The organism is Rhodococcus sp. BE178, assembly GCF_050433545.1.
In the GTDB taxonomy this organism is placed as follows: domain Bacteria; phylum Actinomycetota; class Actinomycetes; order Mycobacteriales; family Mycobacteriaceae; genus Prescottella.
The window spans coordinates 65,444-83,184 of sequence record NZ_JBNPXA010000018.1; the positions used below are offsets into that span (position 1 = coordinate 65,444).

The 17,741-nt window shown below is 69.7% G+C and carries 13 protein-coding genes; 7 read left to right on the forward strand and 6 right to left on the reverse strand.

The features are described from left to right. Positions 1–64: 64 nt before the first annotated feature. From J2X34_RS24740 to J2X34_RS24750, 3 genes are all read left to right on the forward strand, one after another. Entirely contained in the window at positions 65–763 is a 699-nt protein-coding gene (locus tag J2X34_RS24740) for an enoyl-CoA hydratase/isomerase family protein (protein ID WP_114721846.1), read from the forward strand. Positions 764–851: 88 nt separating this feature from the next. After that, positions 852–1,988, forward strand: a complete 1,137-nt coding sequence (locus J2X34_RS24745) for a M20 family metallopeptidase (RefSeq protein ID WP_429520023.1) — start codon at positions 852–854, stop codon at positions 1,986–1,988. Then, positions 1,985–3,136 carry an amidohydrolase gene (locus tag J2X34_RS24750; RefSeq protein WP_429520008.1) on the forward strand — a complete coding sequence of 384 codons (1,152 nt, stop codon included), beginning with the start codon at positions 1,985–1,987 and terminating at the stop codon, positions 3,134–3,136. The genes J2X34_RS24745 and J2X34_RS24750 overlap by 4 nt, the downstream gene beginning before the upstream one ends. A 40-nt stretch (positions 3,137–3,176) precedes the next feature. Here the strand turns inward: J2X34_RS24750 and J2X34_RS24755 are convergent, their stop codons facing one another. After that, positions 3,177–3,647, reverse strand: a complete 471-nt coding sequence (locus tag J2X34_RS24755; RefSeq protein ID WP_114721848.1) for a gamma-glutamylcyclotransferase — start codon at positions 3,645–3,647, stop codon at positions 3,177–3,179. Positions 3,648–3,848: 201 nt separating this feature from the next. Between J2X34_RS24755 and J2X34_RS24760 the strand changes: the two genes are divergently transcribed. Further along, positions 3,849–5,252: an NAD(P)H-quinone dehydrogenase gene (locus J2X34_RS24760; protein WP_114721849.1), complete on the forward strand. Its 1,404-nt coding sequence runs from the start codon at positions 3,849–3,851 to the stop codon at positions 5,250–5,252. A gap of 196 nt (positions 5,253–5,448) precedes the next feature. Further along, positions 5,449–6,672: a PLP-dependent aminotransferase family protein gene (locus J2X34_RS24765; protein WP_429520009.1), complete on the forward strand. Its 1,224-nt coding sequence runs from the start codon at positions 5,449–5,451 to the stop codon at positions 6,670–6,672. 170 nt (positions 6,673–6,842) lie between these two features. Here the strand turns inward: J2X34_RS24765 and glpK are convergent, their stop codons facing one another. Next, positions 6,843–8,381, reverse strand: a complete 1,539-nt coding sequence (glpK, locus tag J2X34_RS24770) for a glycerol kinase GlpK (RefSeq protein WP_429520010.1) — start codon at positions 8,379–8,381, stop codon at positions 6,843–6,845. Between the two features lie 75 nt (positions 8,382–8,456). Between glpK and J2X34_RS24775 the strand changes: the two genes are divergently transcribed. After that, positions 8,457–10,217, forward strand: a complete 1,761-nt coding sequence (locus J2X34_RS24775) for a glycerol-3-phosphate dehydrogenase/oxidase (RefSeq protein ID WP_429520011.1) — start codon at positions 8,457–8,459, stop codon at positions 10,215–10,217. Here the strand turns inward: J2X34_RS24775 and J2X34_RS24780 are convergent. Next, complete coding sequence (locus J2X34_RS24780; protein ID WP_174912073.1) at positions 10,192–10,734, reverse strand: hypothetical protein; 543 nt, start codon at positions 10,732–10,734, stop codon at positions 10,192–10,194. The genes J2X34_RS24775 and J2X34_RS24780 overlap by 26 nt on opposite strands. Before the next feature lie 20 nt (positions 10,735–10,754). After that, on the reverse strand, positions 10,755–11,693 hold the full coding sequence (locus J2X34_RS24785; RefSeq protein ID WP_114721854.1) for an oxygenase MpaB family protein: 939 nt from the start codon (positions 11,691–11,693) through the stop codon (positions 10,755–10,757). A gap of 83 nt (positions 11,694–11,776) precedes the next feature. On the opposite strand from J2X34_RS24785, the gene J2X34_RS24790 reads away from it, so the two are divergent. Further along, positions 11,777–12,379, forward strand: a complete 603-nt coding sequence (locus J2X34_RS24790) for a TetR/AcrR family transcriptional regulator (protein WP_429520012.1) — start codon at positions 11,777–11,779, stop codon at positions 12,377–12,379. On the opposite strand, the gene J2X34_RS24795 is transcribed toward J2X34_RS24790, so the two are convergent. After that, the gene (locus J2X34_RS24795; protein WP_429520013.1) at positions 12,364–13,149 is read right to left on the reverse strand and encodes a DNA-formamidopyrimidine glycosylase family protein; all 786 of its coding nucleotides are present in this window, start codon (positions 13,147–13,149) and stop codon (positions 12,364–12,366) included. The genes J2X34_RS24790 and J2X34_RS24795 overlap by 16 nt on opposite strands. Before the next feature lie 4 nt (positions 13,150–13,153). Then, a complete protein-coding gene (locus J2X34_RS24800; RefSeq protein WP_429520024.1) occupies positions 13,154–17,677 on the reverse strand; it encodes an ATP-dependent helicase in 4,524 nt (1,507 codons plus the stop codon). Positions 17,678–17,741: the final 64 nt, after the last annotated feature.

Here is a 17,741-nt window from a genome sequence, read left to right on the forward strand (position 1 = left end):
AGGGACACAGTAGTGCGACCGGTAGCGACGCCACGAAATGTTACTCACGGGTAGTATCCGGAACATGCCATACCTGAATCGCCAAGGCGACGTCTTCGTCCTCTACCTCGGCAACGAGGGGGAGACGGACAACGAGAACCGGTTCCATCCCGACTGGATCGATGCGACGCACGCGTTGCTCGACGAGGTCGAGGCGCACGAGGGACCCGCGGCGCTGGTCACGACGGCCACCGGCAAGTTCTTCACGAACGGCCTCGACACCGACTGGATCTTCGGCAATCTCGACAAGCTGCCGGGCTACCTCGACCGGGTCCACACGGTGTTCTCCCGCATCCTCGAGTTCCCGATGGCGACCGTCGCCGCCGTGCAAGGGCACGCGTTCGGCGCCGGCGCGATGCTGGTCGCCTCCCACGACTTCCGGGTGATGCGCAGCGACCGCGGCTACTTCTGCCTCCCCGAGGTCAACCTGAACATGCCGTTCACGGTGGGCATGTCGACGCTGCTGTCGACGCGGCTGCCCCGTCAGACGGCGGTCGAGGCGATGACGACCGGTCGCCGGTACGGCGGCGCGGACGCGCTCGCTGCCGGGATCGTCGACGACGCGGTCGAGGGGGACCTGGTGCTCGGCGCTGCCGTCGCGCGTGCGTCGGCGCTTGCGTCCACGCACGGCGCGAACCTGGCCGGGATCAAGCGTGGAATCCATCGCGAGACGCTCGAGGCGCTGGGTACCGAGACCGACGAGAGCAACTTCAAGTTCGGATAGGCGGGCCCGGGCGGGCAGGAGTGAGAGACTGGGATCTGTGAAATCAGGATCCCTGTCGGCCTCGCTGTTCGCCTCGGTGTCGGACACGGTGTCGGCGGCGCGATCCGATCTGGTCGCGCTGTCGCACTCCGTTCACGCCGAACCCGAGCTCGCGTTCGAGGAGTACCGCAGCGCGGCCAAGGTCACCGAGGTGTTGCGGGGCCGCGGTTTCGAGGTGCGTACCGGGGTCGCGGAGCTGCCGACCGCGTTCGATGCGACCTTCGGGGGCGGGGAACTGGTGCTCGCCGTGCTCGCCGAGTACGACGCGCTGCCCGAGATCGGTCATGCGTGCGGGCACAACATCATTGCGGCATCCGCGGTCGGCGCCGGCCTCGCGCTCGCACCGATCGCCGACACGCTGGGGATCACCGTTCGGGTGATCGGAACCCCGGCGGAGGAATCCGGCGGCGGCAAGGTTCTGATGCTCGAGCGGGGTGTGTTCGACGACGTGGCTGCGGCCCTGATGGTGCATCCGGGCCCGTTCGACATCGTCGGCGCCACCTCGCTGGCGCTGGCGGACATCGCGGTCACGTTCACGGGTCGGGAGGCGCACGCCTCGGCGGCACCGGAGTTCGGCCGCAACGCCGCCGACGCGACCACCGTCTCTCAGGTCGCGTTGGCGCTGCTGCGACAGCATCTGTCGCCCGGGCAGCAGTTGCACGGCATCGTCAGCGACGGTGGCGTGGCGCCCAACATCGTTCCCGCGCGCGCCGAGATGCTGTACTACCTGCGGGCGCGGACCGCGGAGTCGCTCGACGAACTGGCCGCCCGCGCCGAGTCGTGTTTCGCGGCGGGCGCCCTGGCGACGGGGTGTACGCACGCGGTGCGGACGGTCTCGCCCACCTACACCGAGCTGCGGCCCGATCCGTGGCTGGCGGACGCCTACCGCGAGGAGATCGTCGACCTCGGTCGAACCCCGCTTCCGGTGGAGCTGGAATCGTCTCGCCCCCTGGGCAGTACGGACATGGGAAACGTGACGCACGTTCTCCCCGGCATTCATCCGGTGGTGGGGATCGACTCGGGTGGGGCGGTGACCCATCAGCCCGAGTTCGCTGCTGCCGCCGTGACCGAGTCGGCCGACCAGGCCGTGGTGGACGGCGCTACAGCGTTGGCGCGCACCGCGATCCGTGCTGCACTCGACGAGGGTCAGCGCGGGCGACTGCTCGAGGGGGTGGCGCGGCGGTGAACGAGGGCATCGAGAAGTGGCTCGCCGAGCACACGATCGACCTGTCGCGGTGGCGACGGCACTTCCACGCGAATCCGGAACTGGCGCGGCACGAGTTCGCGACCACCGCGTTCGTCGCGAGCCAGCTGTCCGCGGCCGGCATGTCGCCGCTGCTGCTGCCCGGTGGGACGGGCGTCATCTGCGACATCGGCCCCGGCGGCATGCGGATCGGTCTGCGCGGCGACATGGACGCGCTGCCGATGCAGGAGGCCACCGGTGCGCCGTACACGTCGACGGTGCCGGGGGTGGCCCACGCGTGCGGCCACGACGCGCACACCGCAATTCTGCTGGGTGCCGCGCTGGCGCTGAACGCGTTGCCGCAGTTGCCGATCGGTGTGCGGTTCATCTTCCAGCCGGCGGAGGAGGTGATGCCGGGCGGTGCGCTCGACGTCGTCGCCGCCGGTGGTATGCAGGGGGTGTCGCGGATCTTCGCGCTGCACTGCGATCCGCGGCTCGAGGCGGGCCGGGTGGGGGTGCGCGTCGGCGCGATCACGTCGGCGGCCGACACCGTCGAACTCGTCCTCGACTCGCCGGGAGGGCACACCTCCCGGCCGCACCTGACGACCGATCTGGTGTACGCGATCGGCACGGTGATCACCGGTCTGCCCGGCATGCTCAGCCGCCGCATCGATCCGCGCAGCGGCACCGTGATGGTGTGGGGCGCGGTGAGCGCGGGGCAGGCGCCCAACGCGATCCCGCGCAGCGGCATCCTCACCGGAACCGTCCGGACCGGCGACCACGACACGTGGGCGCTGCTCGAGCCGACGGTGCGGGAGATCGTGCACGGGCTGTTGGCGCCGACCGGCGTGCGGTACGAGTTGAACTACCGACGGGGTGTGCCGCCGGTCGTGAACGACGAGGTGTCGGCGCGCATGCTCGAGGACGCGGTCCGCGCGATCGGCCCCGACGCGCTGGCCGACACCCCACAGTCCGGCGGCGGGGAGGACTTCTCCTGGTACCTCGAGGAGGCGCCGGGCGCGATGGCGCGGTTGGGCGTGTGGTCGGGGCACGGCGAACAACTCGACATCCACCAGCCCACCTTCGACCTGGACGAGCGGGCGCTGACGACCGGGGTCCGGGTGCTGACGAACCTGGTGCTCCAGTCCTGAGTCGACACTGAGCCGGCCCTGTGGCGGCGCTGTGGCGGCCCTACGGGGTGCCGGGTCCCACGTTGCGGCTGTTGCGGGTGCGCAGGCTCCGCACGTAGTCGGCGGGGGCTCCGGCGATCTCCGCGGCGTCGGCCATCACACCCAGGTAGCGGGCGGACGGCAGTCCGCCCTCGTAGGCGTCGAGCACGTACAGCCAGGCCAGGACGGGTCCGTCGGCGGTGTCGACACGCAGCCGGATCTTGCGGTGGATGCCCAGTTCGGAACCCTCCCAGCGGTCGAGGCGCTCCTCGTCCTCGGACGGGACGTCGTACAGGACGACGAACACCTTGGCGTCCGGGTTGTCCGGATCCTCGACGACCGTCGCGAGCGCGCCCTCCCAGCCGATGTCGCCACCGCTGAAGGTCAGCCGCCACCCGCGGAGCCACCCGGTGCCCGCCATCGGCGAGTGCGGGCAGCGCTCGAGCATCTGTTCGGGATGCATGTTGGACCCGTAGGCGGCATAGATCGGCACGGCGGCAAGCCTAATCGCTGTACTCGACGCTCGGGTAGCGGGAGAACCGCCGCGCGCACGATCCGGCGCATTCGGCGATTCCGAGAGCGCATGATGGGGGGTCAGAGGGGGGTCGCGGCCTGCGTGTTCCCGGTCACTGGAATAGCGTTGTGCACGGGCCTGGCTGGAGATCCCGGCCGGCGCGGTGAGCTTGGAGGACGAATGACCCGGATCGTGATCATCGGTGGCGGACCTGCCGGATACGAGGCAGCGCTGGTGGCCGCACAGCACGGCGCCTCCGTTTCCCTGGTCGACTCCGACGGTATCGGCGGCGCGTGTGTGCTGTTCGACTGCGTTCCCTCCAAGACGTTCATCGCGTCCACCGGCATCCGCACCGACATGCGCCGCGCCACCGACCTGGGCATTTCCCTCGATCCCGCGAGCGCGACCATCTCGCTTCCGCAGATCAACTCCCGCGTCAAGAACCTCGCGCAGGTCCAGTCGTCCGACATCCGGGCCCGCCTGCAGAGCGTGGGCGTCCAGCTCCTGTCGGGTACCGCCGAGCTCATCGACCGGCAGATCGGCATGGCGGCGCACCAGGTCCGCGCCACGCTGACCACCGGCGAGGAGAAGGTCCTCGACGCCGACGTCGTCCTCATCGCCACGGGCGCCAGCCCGCGCGTGCTGCCGGGCGCTGTGCCGGACGGCGAGCGGATCCTCACGTGGCGTCACCTGTACGACCTCGAGGAACTGCCGTCGCACCTGGTGGTCGTCGGTTCCGGCGTCACCGGTGCCGAGTTCGTGTCCGCGTACACCGAGATGGGCGTCAAGGTGACGTTGGTGTCCAGCCGTGACCGCGTCATGCCGCACGAGGACGCCGACGCGGCACTCGTCCTCGAGGACGTGCTCGCCGAGCGCGGCGTGACCCTCGTCAAGCACGCGCGCGCCGACGCGGTCGAGCGCACCGAGGACGGCATCGTCGTCAAGCTCGCGGACGGTCGTACCGTGCACGGCAGCCACGCCCTGATGGCGGTCGGTTCCACACCCAACACCGAGGGCCTGGGACTCGAGAAGGTCGGCATCGAACTCGACAAGGGCGGCTACCTGCGCGTGGACCGTGTCTCGCGCACGACGGTCTCGGGCGTCTACGCCGCCGGCGACTGCACCGGCCTGCTGCCGCTGGCGTCGGTTGCCGCGATGCAGGGCCGCATCGCGATGTACCACGCGCTGGGCGAGGGCGTGAGCCCGATCAAGCTCAAGACCGTCGCGTCGGCTGTCTTCACCCGCCCGGAGATCGCGAACGTCGGCGTCAGCCAGGCCGCGATCGACAACGGTGAGGTCCCGGCCCGCACCGTGATGCTGCCGCTCAACACGAACCCGCGCGCCAAGATGTCGGGTCTGCGCCGCGGCTTCGTGAAGATCTTCTGTCGCCCGGCCACCGGCGTCGTCATCGGTGGTGTCGTGGTCGCGGCCACGGCGTCGGAACTGATCCTGCCCATCGCGATCGCGGTGCAGAACAACCTGACGGTCAACGATCTGGCGCAGACGTTCTCGGTGTACCCGTCGCTGTCGGGTTCCATCACCGAGGCCTCGCGTCAGCTGATGCGTCACGACGACCTGGACTGACCGACGTCCTGTTCACCATGTGAGACGATGATTTCATATAGTGGAGCGATCTGTGGGACGATGCGATAAGTCGGTCGAGAACCATCGGCCCATCGCATCGCTCTCCGCCCCGTCGATCCGGGACGACCTGGGTGTATCTGCCTTCGTCCTTCGCCGTCGTGCGCGACGGCAGTTTCCCCGACTACGGAGTTGCTCTATGTCCCTCGATTCCTCGCACGGTCCGTCTCTCGTGTTGTCGTCACGGATGGCCGGGCTACGCAGCTCGGCCATCCGCGATCTGCTCACTCTCACCGCCCGCCCAGATGTGATCAGCCTGGCCGGTGGGCTGCCGGCCACGGAACTCGTTCCGCGCGAACGCATTGCGCTGGCCGCCGAGCGGGCATTCGCCGATCCCCGCGCTGTCCAATACGGCGAGACGTCCGGCTGGGCGCCGCTGCGCGAGACGATCGCGGCGCGTGAGAGCGAGCGGGTGGGGCGGAGAATCGAACCAGCCGAGGTGGTCGTCACCCACGGATCGCAGCAGGCGCTGAGCCTGCTCGCGCAGGTGCTGCTCGATCCGGGCGATGTCGTCGTGGTCGAGGAGCCCGGCTACACGGGGGCGCTGCAGGTGTTCCGGACCGCGCAGGCCGCGTTGGTGCCCATCGGACTGGACGGCGACGGCATGGACACCGATGCCCTCGAGCGGTCGTTGCGGGAAGGGTTGCGGCCCAAGGTTGTCCACACGGTCAGCAACTTCCACAACCCGCGCGGGGTGGTGCTGTCCGCGGCTCGGCGTGCGCACCTCGCGAATCTCGCTGACCGGTACGGCTTCTGGATCATCGAGGACGATCCGTACGGCGAACTGTGGTTCGGCGAACCGACCCCCGACCCCGTCGCGACCCACTCGGCCCGGGTGCTGCGACTGTCGAGCGGATCCAAGACCCTCGCACCGGCGTTGCGGATCGGCTGGCTGCATGGCGACCGCCGGGTGTGTGAGGTCGTCGAACTTCTCAAGCAGGGCGCCGACCTGTGTGGATCGTCCCTCACACAGCAGATCGCGACCGAACTGCTCGGCGACACGGCGTGGCTCGGCGGGCACCTCGACACGATCCGTGCGGCGTACGGGTCGCGGGCGGGCGCGCTCGTCGGCACGCTCGAGGAGGCCTTCGGTGACAGGATCGCGCACTCCACGATCCACGGCGGCATGTTCTGTTGGGCCGAGTTCACCGATGGCACAGACACCGCGACTCTGCTGGACACCGCGGTTCGGCACGGCGTCGCCTATGTGCCGGGCGGGGCGTTCGGAGTCGCTGCCGCCCACCCGCACGCGGCGCGGCTCTGCTTCGCGACCTACGACGGCGCGGTACTGGCCGACGGCGTCCGGCGGATGCGGGAGGCCCACGACGCGCACGAGCGCTCGGAGACTGTTTTCGACGCGTGAACGATTTTGTACAAAACCTCGTGATCTCAGGAGAGGGATCCGGCCGAGTCCCGTATCGAGGTGCGCATCGACTTTGCCGTCGAGGCCGGCGAAGTCGGTGTCCGGGTGCGTCAGGTCGGCCCGGGTCCCGCGACCGAGTACTGGCGTGAACGCCTCTCGGCGTGGAAGGGCTACGTCGAAGGGGCGTCGGCGGTGTCGCCCGACTCGCCTGCGTCGTCGGTCCAACCGTAGGTACGTTCGACGGCTTTGTTCCACCCGCTGTAGAGGCGTTCGCGGTCGGACTCGTCCATCTTCGGTTCCCACGTCTTGTCCTGCGCCCAGTTGTCGCGGATGTCGTCCTCGCTCTTCCAGAATCCCACCGCGAGACCCGCGGCGTACGCGGCGCCGAGTGCGGTGGTCTCGTTCACGACGGGGCGGATGACCGGGACGCCGAGGATGTCGGACTGGAACTGCATCAGCGTTTCGTTGACGACCATGCCGCCGTCCACCTTGAGCGAGCTCAGTTCGACGCCGGAGTCGGCGCGCATCGCCTCGATGACCTCCCGGGTCTGGTAGGCGGTGGCCTCGAGGGCGGCGCGGGCGAGGTGTCCCTTGTTGACGAAGCGGGTCAGGCCGGCGATGACGCCGCGGGCGTCCGGCCGCCAGCGCGGTGCGAACAGACCCGAGAACGCGGGCACGAAATAGGCGCCACCGTTGTCGGCGACGCTCTTGGCGAGCGGCTCGATATCCTTGGCTGACTGGATGATTCCCAGGTTGTCGCGCAGCCATTGGACGAGGGAACCGGTGACGGCGACCGATCCCTCGAGCGCGTAGACGGCGGGCTTGTCGCCCAGCTTGTAGCAGACCGTGGTGAGCAGGCCGTGTTCGCTGTGTACGGGCGTGGTTCCGGTGTTGAGCAGCAGGAAGTTTCCGGTGCCGTAGGTGTTCTTGGCCTCGCCCTCCGACAGACACGCCTGCCCGAACGTCGCGGCCTGCTGGTCACCGAGGATACCCGCGATGGGGATGCCGGCGGAGATGCCGGGCAGCGCGAGGTCGCCGTACACCTCGGACGAGCTTCGGATCTCCGGCAGCATCGAGACCGGGATGCCCATCGCCTCGCAGATGTCCCGATCCCAGTCGAGGGTCCGCAGATTCATCAGCAGCGTGCGTGACGCGTTGGTCACGTCGGTGACGTGCAGACCGCCGGTGAGGTTCCAGACGATCCACGAGTCGATCGTGCCGAAACACAGCTCGCCGGCCTCGGCGCGCTGTCGGGCGCCCTCGACATTGTCGAGGATCCAGCGCACCTTGGGGCCCGCGAAGTACGTCGACAGTGGCAACCCGGTGACCTCGCGGAACCGCCCGCGGCCCTCCTCGCCGGCCAGTTCGTCACACAGCCGATCGGTGCGGGTGTCCTGCCAGACGATCGCGTTATAGACGGGTTCACCGGTCTCGCGGTCCCACACCACGGTGGTCTCGCGCTGGTTCGTGATGCCGACCGCGGCGATGTCGCCGGCCGTGAGGTTCGTCTTCGCGAGCACCGAGCCGACCATCTCGCGGGTGTTGCTCCACAGCTGCACGGCATCGTGTTCCACCCAGCCCGGTTTCGGGAAGATCTGGTCGTGCTCCTTCTGCGCGACGCCCACGACCTGACCGGCGTGGTCGAAGATCATGCAGCGGCTCGACGTGGTTCCCTGGTCGATCGCGGCTATGTACTGGCTCACGGGCATCCTCGTCTCTCGGGCAGTCTGGGCACGAAGCTACTAGCCTGGGGGCAGATTTGCCGACAACCACGGGAGCCCGAGTTGGACAAGCAGCCTGGTGTGCAATTCCTCGGTCCGCAGCAGCGCGAGCAGGCCTGGGAGAAGTTGGGAACCGAGCAATTCGACGTGGTGGTGATCGGTGGCGGCGTCGTCGGTGCCGGCGCGGCGCTCGATGCCGCGACGCGCGGGCTCAAGGTGGCGCTCGTCGAGGCCCGCGATTTCGCCTCGGGCACGTCGTCACGCTCGTCGAAGATGTTCCACGGCGGACTGCGCTATCTGGAGCAGCTCGAGTTCGGTCTGGTGGCGGAGGCGCTGCACGAGCGGGAACTGTCGATGTCGACGCTCGCGCCGCATCTGGTCAAGCCGTTGAAATTCCTTTTCCCGCTGACACATCGGGTGTGGGAGCGGCCGTACATGGCGGCCGGATTCCTCCTCTACGACCGGATGGGCGGCGCGAAGTCGGTCCCGGCGCAGAAACATCTGACGCGGGCGGGTGCACTGCGGATGGCGCCCGGACTCAAGCGGCACTCGCTGGTCGGCGGAATCCGCTATTACGACACCGTCGTCGACGACGCCCGCCACACGATGACCGTGGCACGCACGGCGGCCCAGTACGGCGCGGTCGTTCGGACCTCGACACAGGTGGTGGGCTTCCTTCGGGAGGCCGACCGGGTGTCCGGCGTGCGGGTCCGCGACTCGGAGACCGGTGAGACGACCGAGGTCTGCGGCCACGTCGTCATCAATTCCACCGGTGTGTGGACCGACGAGATCCAGTCGCTGTCCCGCCAGCGCGGACGGTTCCGGGTGCGGGCGTCCAAGGGCGTGCACATCGTGGTTCCGCGCGATCGGATCGTGAGCGACGCCGCGATCATCCTGCGCACCGAGAAGTCGGTGCTGTTCGTGATTCCGTGGGGTGGCCACTGGATCATCGGCACCACCGACACCGACTGGAATCTCGACCTCGCGCACCCGGCCGCGACCAAGGCCGACATCGACTACATCCTCGGCAACGTCAACAAGGTGCTGGTCACCCCGCTCACCCCCGACGACATCGACGGCGTGTACGCCGGGCTACGTCCGCTGCTGGCGGGGGAGAGTGACGAGACGTCGAAACTCTCGCGGGAACACGCCGTCGCACGCGTCGCGCCGGGCCTCGTCGCGATCGCCGGCGGCAAGTACACGACCTACCGGGTGATGGGGCAGGACGCCGTCGACCTGGCCTCGGAGGACATTCCGGCCCGCGTCGCGCCGTCGATCACCGAGAAGGTGCCGCTGGTCGGCGCCGACGGCTACTTCGCGCTGGTCAACCAGGCCGTGCACCTCGGCCAGCTGTACGGACTGCACCCGTATCGGGTCAAGCACCTGCTCGACCGGTACGGCTCGCTCATCGACGAGGTCCTGGAACTGGGTCAGGACTCACCCGAGTTGCTCCAGCCGATCACCGACGCGCCCGACTACCTGCAGGTGGAAGCCGTGTATGCGGCCGCGGCCGAGGGTGCGCTGCATCTCGAGGACATCCTCGCGCGCCGCACCCGCATCTCGATCGAGTACCCGCACCGCGGCGTGAACTGCGCCGAGCAGGTGGCCGAGCTCGTCGCGCCGATCCTCGGCTGGGACGCGGCCACGATCGACCGCGAGGTCGAGACGTATCGGGCGCGCGTCGAGGCCGAGATCATGTCGCAGGCGCAGGCGGACGACGCGTCCGCCGACGCGCTGCGGGCCGCGGCCCCGGAGGCGCGTGCGCAGATCCTCGAGCCGGTACCGGGCACGGTGCTGCCTAGTGGTGGGTCAGCACGATCTTGACGACGACGACCGCGGTGGCTGCGACGGCCAGCAGCCCCGCGGCGATCAGGGTGTCGCGCGAGGGTCGTTCGCCGCGGAGACGGGCGATGACGAAGACCATCGACGCGATGCGGATGAGGATCGTGACCTCGGCGATCACCTGGGCGGTGAACGGCTCGAGCCAACCGAAGACGGCGGTCGCGAGGAGGACGATGGGAAGGACCGCCGAGCTGAGGACCGGGACCGAATCGCGCAGTTCGGCCAGGCGTTCGGCGGTCGTCAGCTGACGGCCGGAGCGCACCGATCTGCCGACGCCTTCCGCGAAGGCGTGGGCGATGAATGTCGACACCGCGGTTCCGGCCACGACGGCGATGGTGCGGGAGTCGCTGCGAGAGACGGTCTCCGGAATCAGCGCGGCGAGGATCAGGATGTTGCCGTACACGTAGGCGCTGATGCGACTGGCCGCGTTCTCCCGGTCGAGAGGAACCGAACGACTCAACAGGGGGCGGTGCAGCAGCGAGCGAAGGTCCGGTTCCATGCGTAAAAGCGTCGCATACCTCAGTTGAGGGGTGGAACGTAGTGGCTCGGATCGTTGCGATGCTCGAGCGGCGGAAGGTTGCGCGTCGGCGTGTGCACCAGTGGAGCGTCGGCCGGTGACCGCCCGCTGACCCGGTCGACGCCGCCACGGGCCCGCGGATGCTTGCGCCTGCGCTCCGGAACGAGTCGGAATGCCACATTCACGAGTTCGCCGACGCGGCGGTGCAGCCACGCGTCCAGCGGCCCCCAGCGGTAGCCCAGCAGATCCCGCACAGGCTGGTCGTACATCCCGACCGTGAGCCACACGAACCCCTTCGACACCGGAATCCGGGCGACCCGCCAGATCGGCTCCGGCACCCACATCAGGAACGGGGGACGGCCGATGTCGGACAGGTCGAGCACGTCACGGGCAGCCCTGTTGTCCTCGAGGACGTCGCGGCACATGTGTTCCCAGTACCGCTGGAAGTCCTCCCACGTCTGCGGCACCGGACGCATGCTCATCCCGTAGAGCCGGTACCACTGGATGTGCTCGGTGAACAGTTGCCGCTTCTGGGCCTCGGTGATGCCGCCCATGAAGTTGTCGGCGGTGAGGATCGTGCCCATGAAGAACGTGGCGTGCGCCCAGTAGAACGTCTCGGGGTCGAGTGCGTGATAGCGCCGTCCCTTCGCGTCCACGCCCTTGATGTCGCGGTGGTAGTTGCGGACCTCCTCGGCCGTCTGCTGCGCGCGGTCACCGTCGAACACCACGCCGCCGATCGGGTACAGCGACCGGAACAGGCGTTCCCACCGTTCCTCGAAGAACCGGGAGTGCTGCTCCACTCCGGCGCCCAGACCCGGGTGCATGTTCTGCATAGACCCCGCCCACAGACCCTGGAGCATGCCGCGCCAGTCGCCGAAGTAGCGCCACGTGAGCGAGTCGGGACCGAGCGGTATCGGCGCCGACGTGTCCGAACGGGTCATGCGAGCCGCCTTCCGGGAGCAATTGACTACACCCGTTGTCAGATTAGGATCGGGGCGGTACGCGGTCAAGGGCTGGAGGTGCGGTGGGTACGCAGCGGACGTGGGCGGGGACCGGAATCGAGGAACGCCGTGCCGCCCGGCGCGACACACTGCTCGCCGCCGGCATCGAACTGCTGGGCGCACAGGGCGGTGCGGCCGTCGGCGTCCGCGCGGTCTGCCGCGCCGCCGGACTCACCGAACGGTACTTCTACGAGAGTTTCGCCGACCGCGACCGATTCGTCCGAGCGGTGTACGACGACGTCGGCCGGCAGGCGCACGCCGCACTCGTGGCGGCGGTCGGAGCGGCACCGGCACCACACGACCGCGCGGCCGCGGCCGTGTCGGCCTTCGTGGAACTGATGGTCGACGACCCGGCGCGTGGCCGGGTGCTGCTGCTCGCGCCGCTCGTCGAGCCCGCGCTCGGTGGGCAGGGGCTCCAACTCGCCCCGGCCTTCGTGCTGCTCGTACACGAGCAGCTGTCGCAGATCACCGATCGCGACGAACGGCAGATGACGGCGGTCGGCCTCGTCGGGGCGCTCACGAGTCTGTTCATCGGGTACCTGGACGGCACGATCGTGACATCCCGCGAGCGGTTCGTCGGACACTGTGTCGCACTGCTCGACGGTGCCGGTCAGCGCAGCGGCTGACAGTTGGGGCAGTAGAAGATCGAACGCTCGCGGCCGGGTTCCTCGGCCAACTCGTCGGCCACGATCAGGGTGCCGCAGCGCAGGCACGGCTTGCCGCCGCGCCCGTACACCCAGTCCCGTCGGCCGGGCCGTCGATCACCGGTGGTGACGCGGACGGCGCGGTCGCGGTTGGCCTGGAGCAGTCGGTGCGCCAGGTCGACCACCTTGGGCAGGTCCGGCACCCGGTCGGTGGGGGTTCGCGGATCGACGCCGCGTAGGAAGCAGATCTCGTTGCGGTACACGTTGCCGATGCCCGCCATGATGCGCTGGTCCAGCAGGGCCTCGCCGATCGGACGATCCTCGGCCGCAGCCAGATTCGCGGCCGCGACCGCCGCGTCCCAGTCGGGGCCGAGCAGGTCGGGGCCCAGGTGGCCGACGACGCTCTCCTCCTCGTCGCGGCCGATCACTTCGGTGATGCCGAGTGAGAATCCCACGGCGACGGCGTCATCGGTGCCCAGAACGATGCGGGCCTGATGTCCGGGGCGCTTCCACCGGGCGCCCCGGGGGTACACGTGCCAGGCGCCCTCCATCTTCAGGTGGGTGTGGATCGTGTGGTCGCCGACCCGGGTCAGCAGGTGTTTGCCGCGGGCGATCACCGAGTCGACCGTGTTGCCGGACAGGTTGACGGTCGCGTAGCGCGGGACCCGGACGTCGCACTCGGTGAGCACGTGGCGGGTGAGGGCTGCGTCGAGCCGCTGCGCCGTCCGCCAGACGGTGTCTCCCTCGGGCATCGCCTCACGCCCGCAATCTGTAGCCGCGCGGGGTGGCCGAGAATCCGACCTCGGCGAGCAGTTGTGCGAAGTTGTGTCCGTGAATCGTTGCGCCGTCGACCTTCTCGACCACGACCTTGTCGATGCCTCCGCGTTTGACGGTGCCGGCGAGCGATTCCGCGGCGGTGCGCAGTGCGCCGATGTCGTCGGTGAAGGTGAGGACGGTGCGTCCGCCGCGCTCGACGAACAGCACCAGTTCGCCCTCGACGAGCACTGCCAAGCCGCCGGCCTTGCGGCCGGGCCGGTGCCGCGGTGCGTCCTCGCCCGACATCGACGGCGGCCACGGCAGTGCCGCGCCGTACGGGTTCGCGGGATCGCATGCCGCGAGCGTGACGGCGGGGATGGAGGTGTGCCGGCCTTCGATCGAGTCGCTGTAGGTCCGCAGCCGGTCGACGACGTCGGAGGTGGAGAACTGGGCGCCGCCGAGGGTGTCGACGAAGTAGCCGCGGCGGCAGCGGCCACCGTCCTCGAAGCCGCTGAAGACCTTGTACATCAAGGCGAAGCCGCCGGGAACGTTCTCGCTCACCACCGATCCGCGCGTGACGACACCGTAGCGTTCGAGCAGTAGGTCGGCGGTGGCGTGTGCGCGCAGCGTGGGGTCCGGCTCGGGTTCGGGAAGCAGCGACCAGCGTCCGCCCGCGGTGGGCGGGCCGGGTCTGGTGGGCATGGTGGGCCGGCCCAGCCGCCGGTAGGCGTGCGCGCGGGGTGCGCGCCGCGGCGTGCGGTGGCTGGGTGTGGAGCGCGAGGTGTCCGACAGCAGCGCCCGCAGCGGGGCCAGCGTGTCGTTGCCGATGTATCCCGCCCACACCAGGTCCCACAGCGCGGAGGTGAGCGCGGGATCGTCCGTCGCGCCGAGTGTGTCCGAGAGTTGCCGGAAGAAGTACGCGCCGCCGCCGGCGAGGGTGTCGAGGACGGCACGGTGCATCTCGGTGAGTTCGATGTCGGCGGGTGTCGCGAGCGTGAGCGGGGACGATTCGGTCAGGTGCAGGCTCACCCAGCCGTCCTTCCCGGAGATCTGTCCGGCGCCCGCCCACAGCACCTCGCCGGTGGAGGTGAGTTCGTCGAGCATCGCGGGGGAGTAGTCGCGGACGCGCGAGCCCAGGATCAGGGTTTCGAGGGCGGACGCCGGAACCGGAACTCCTGCAAGCTGTTCCACGACGGTCGCGACACCGTCGATACCGCGCAGCGAACCCCCGACGTGCTGCCAGCCCGGCAGGAAGCGGCCGAGGGTCGCGGTGCTCACCGGCTCGACGTCCTCGCGGGCCGCGGCCAGCGAACGCCGGCGCAGGCGCCGCAGCACCTCCGCGTCGCACCACTCGCTGCCGGTGGCACCGGGACGGAACTCGCCCTCGACCACGCGCTTCTCGTTCGCGAGCCGGACCAGCACGTCCCGCGCGACGGCCGATCCGATGCCGAACCGGTCCGCGGCCTCGGCCAGCGTGAACGGGCCGTGGGTGCGCGCGAAGCGACTCAGCAGATCACCCAGCGGGTCGTCGACCGGCTCGATGAATGCCGCGGGCGTGCCGATCGGCAGCGGTACGCCGAGCCCGTCGCGCAGCCGTGCGGCGTCCTCGATCGCGGTCCACCACTGGCGGCCCGCGAACGAGACGTGCAGCGCGCGTCGGTGTTCCACCAGTTCCTCGAGCCACGGCAGCGGGTCGGCGGTGGCGCGGGCGGCGGCCTCCTCGGTCGTCAGTGGCCCCAGCAGGCGCAGCAGGTCGGCGATGCCCTCGACGTCGCGGGCGCGCCGTTCCGGGACCAGGCGCTGCAGTTCGTGCTCGGCCTTGGCGATGACGTCGGCGTCGAGCAACTCGCGCAGTTCCACCCGGCCGAGCAGTTCGGCGAGCAGTGTCGAGTCCAGGGACAGCGCGGCAGCGCGGCGTTCGGCGAGCGGGCTGTCGCCCTCGTACATGAACGCGCCGACGTAGTCGAACAGCAGCGAGCTCGCGAACGGCGACGGCGACGCGGTCTCCACCTCGACGATGCGGATCTGCCGACAGGCGATGCGGCCGAACAGGTCCCGCAGCGCGGGCAGGTCGTAGACGTCCTGCAGGCATTCGCGCACGGTCTCGAGCAGGATCGGGAACGTCGGATACTTGCGGGCGACGTCGAGCAGTTGCGCGGAACGCTGCCGCTGCTGCCACAGCGGCGCTCTCTTGCCGGGGGTACGGCGCGGCAACAGCAGTGCGCGCGCGGCACATTCGCGGAACCGCGACGCGAACAGTGCCGAGCCGCCCACCTCGTCGGTGACGATGTCCTCGATCTCGTCGCGTTCGAACGCGAACAGTTCGGCGCCGGGCGGGTTGTCCTCGGTGTCGGGCAGGCGGACGATGATGCCGTCGTCAGACGCGGTGGGGGCGGCGTCGACGCCGAAGCGTTCCCGCAGTCGGGCGCCCACCGCGAGCGCCCACGGCGCGTGCACGCGCAGCCCGTAGGGCGAGTGCAGCACCAGTCGCCAGTCGCCGAGTTCGTCGCGGAAACGTTCGACGACGAGCGTGCGGTCGGTGGGGACGCGTCCGGTGGCCTGCTGCTGATCGTCGATCAGGGCCGCGAGGTTGGTGGTGGCGTTGGCGTCGAGTCCGCTCGCGGCGAGTCGGGTGGCCACCTCGTCCGGGGTGCTGGTGGACAGCTCGCGCAGGAACCCCCCGAGCGCCTCCCCGAGTTCGGCGGGACGGCCCAGACCGTCGCCGTGCCAGAACGGCAGCCGTCCGGGCAGTCCGTACGCGGGACTGACGAGCACGCGGTCGAACGTGATCTCCTCGATCCGCCAACTGGTGGCGCCGAGTGCGAACACATCGCCCACCCGGGACTCGTACACCATCTCCTCGTCGAGTTCGCCCACCCGAGAGGCCTTCTCGCCGACCATGTACACCGCGAACAGGCCGCGGTCGGGGATGGCGCCGCCGGAGGTGACGGCGAGGCGCTGCGACCCGGGCCGTCCGGTGAGGGTGCCGGCGTCGCGATCCCAGACGAGCCGGGGCCGAAGCTCGGCGAACTCGTCGGACGGATAGCGGCCCGCGAGCAGGTCCAGCGTCGACTCGTACGCCGAGCGGGGTAGCGTCGCGAACGACCCACTGCGACGGACCATTTCGTACCACTGCTCCACGTCGATCGGTTCGAGCGCGGTGGCGGCGACGGTCTGCTGCGCGAGGATGTCGAGCGGGTTGGCCGGGATCTCGAGCGCCTCGATTTTGCCACTGGTCATCCGTTCGACGGTGACGGCGCAGTGGATCAGGTCGGTGCGGTGCTTGGGGAACAGCACGCCGCGGGAGATCTCGCCCACCTGGTGTCCGGCGCGGCCGACGCGCTGCAGTCCGCTCGCGACGGACGGCGGCGCCTCGACCTGGACGACGAGGTCGACCGCGCCCATGTCGATGCCGAGTTCGAGGCTGCTGGTCGCGACGACACAGCGCAACCGTCCCGACTTGAGATCGTCCTCGATGATGGCCCGCTGGTCCTTGCTCACCGAACCGTGGTGGGCGCGGGCCAGTAGGGGATCGGCGCCGTAGTTCACCTCGGTGGGCGCGCCGATCTGCGCCGGCGGCCGGCCCTGCTTCTCGACGGCGCCGCCGAGGCGTTCGGCGTAGATCTCGTTGAGCCGTGCGGTGAGCTTCTCGGCGAGGCGGCGGGAGTTCGCGAACACGATCGATGAGCGATGCGCGAGGATCAGGTCCACGATCTGCTCCTCGACGTGCGGCCAGATGGACCCGGCCTGCGGCGCCGGCGACATCGAGTCCGGATCCGGTTCCGCGACGCCGAGTTCGGTCATGTCCTCGACCGGGACCCGCACGGTGAGATCGAAGGTCTTCGCTGCGGGCGGCGCCACGATCCGGATGGGCGCGGCGCCCGCCAGGAACCGGCCCACCTCCTCGTGCGGACGCACGGTCGCCGACAGCCCGATCCGCTGGGCGGGCTTGGTCAGGAGCTGGTCGAGGCGCTCGAGCGACAGCGCGAGGTGGGCGCCGCGTTTGGTGCCGGCGACTGCGTGTACCTCGTCGACGATCACCGTGTCGACTGCCGCGAGCGTCTCCCGCGCCGACGACGTGAGCATCAGGAACAGCGACTCGGGGGTGGTGATGAGGATGTCCGGCGGGGTCTTGATCAGCTTGCGGCGCTCACCGGTGGGGGTGTCACCGGAACGCACACCCACGCGGATCTCCGGGGGCTCCGACCCGAGCCGCTTCGCGGTCTGGGTGATCCCGACCAGCGGGGCGCGCAGGTTCCGCTCGACGTCGACGCCCAGCGCCTTGAGCGGCGAGATGTACAGGACACGGGTGGCCCGGTCGGACTCGGTCGACGTGGACAGCTGGTCGAGCGCCCACAGGAACGCCGACAGGGTCTTGCCGGAGCCGGTGGGTGCCACGACGAGCGTGTGCGACCCGCTCGCGATGGAGTCCCACGCCCCGAGCTGTGCGGCCGTCGGCGCATCGAAGGCACCGTCGAACCACTCCCGGGTGGGCGCGGAGAAGCGGTCGAGGACGGCGTCCATGCGCTCCATCTTGCCCGCAGGCACCGACACGCACTTTCAGCCAGCGTCCCGGCCCGACCGCGTA

Excerpts from the sequence above, each read along its gene's own strand:
- J2X34_RS24780 (WP_174912073.1), bottom strand. The coding sequence starts at position 10,734 with ATGGAACCGGACCTTCGCTCGCTGCTGCACCGCCCCCTGTTGAGTCGT.
- J2X34_RS24760 (WP_114721849.1), top strand. The coding sequence starts at position 3,849 with ATGACCCGGATCGTGATCATCGGTGGCGGACCTGCCGGATACGAGGCA.
- J2X34_RS24785 (WP_114721854.1), bottom strand. The coding sequence starts at position 11,693 with ATGACCCGTTCGGACACGTCGGCGCCGATACCGCTCGGTCCCGACTCG.
- J2X34_RS24740 (WP_114721846.1), top strand. The coding sequence starts at position 65 with ATGCCATACCTGAATCGCCAAGGCGACGTCTTCGTCCTCTACCTCGGC.
- J2X34_RS24795 (WP_429520013.1), bottom strand. The coding sequence starts at position 13,149 with ATGCCCGAGGGAGACACCGTCTGGCGGACGGCGCAGCGGCTCGACGCA.
- glpK (WP_429520010.1), bottom strand. The coding sequence starts at position 8,381 with ATGCCCGTGAGCCAGTACATAGCCGCGATCGACCAGGGAACCACGTCG.
- J2X34_RS24800 (WP_429520024.1), bottom strand. The coding sequence starts at position 17,677 with ATGGACGCCGTCCTCGACCGCTTCTCCGCGCCCACCCGGGAGTGGTTC.
- J2X34_RS24765 (WP_429520009.1), top strand. The coding sequence starts at position 5,449 with ATGTCCCTCGATTCCTCGCACGGTCCGTCTCTCGTGTTGTCGTCACGG.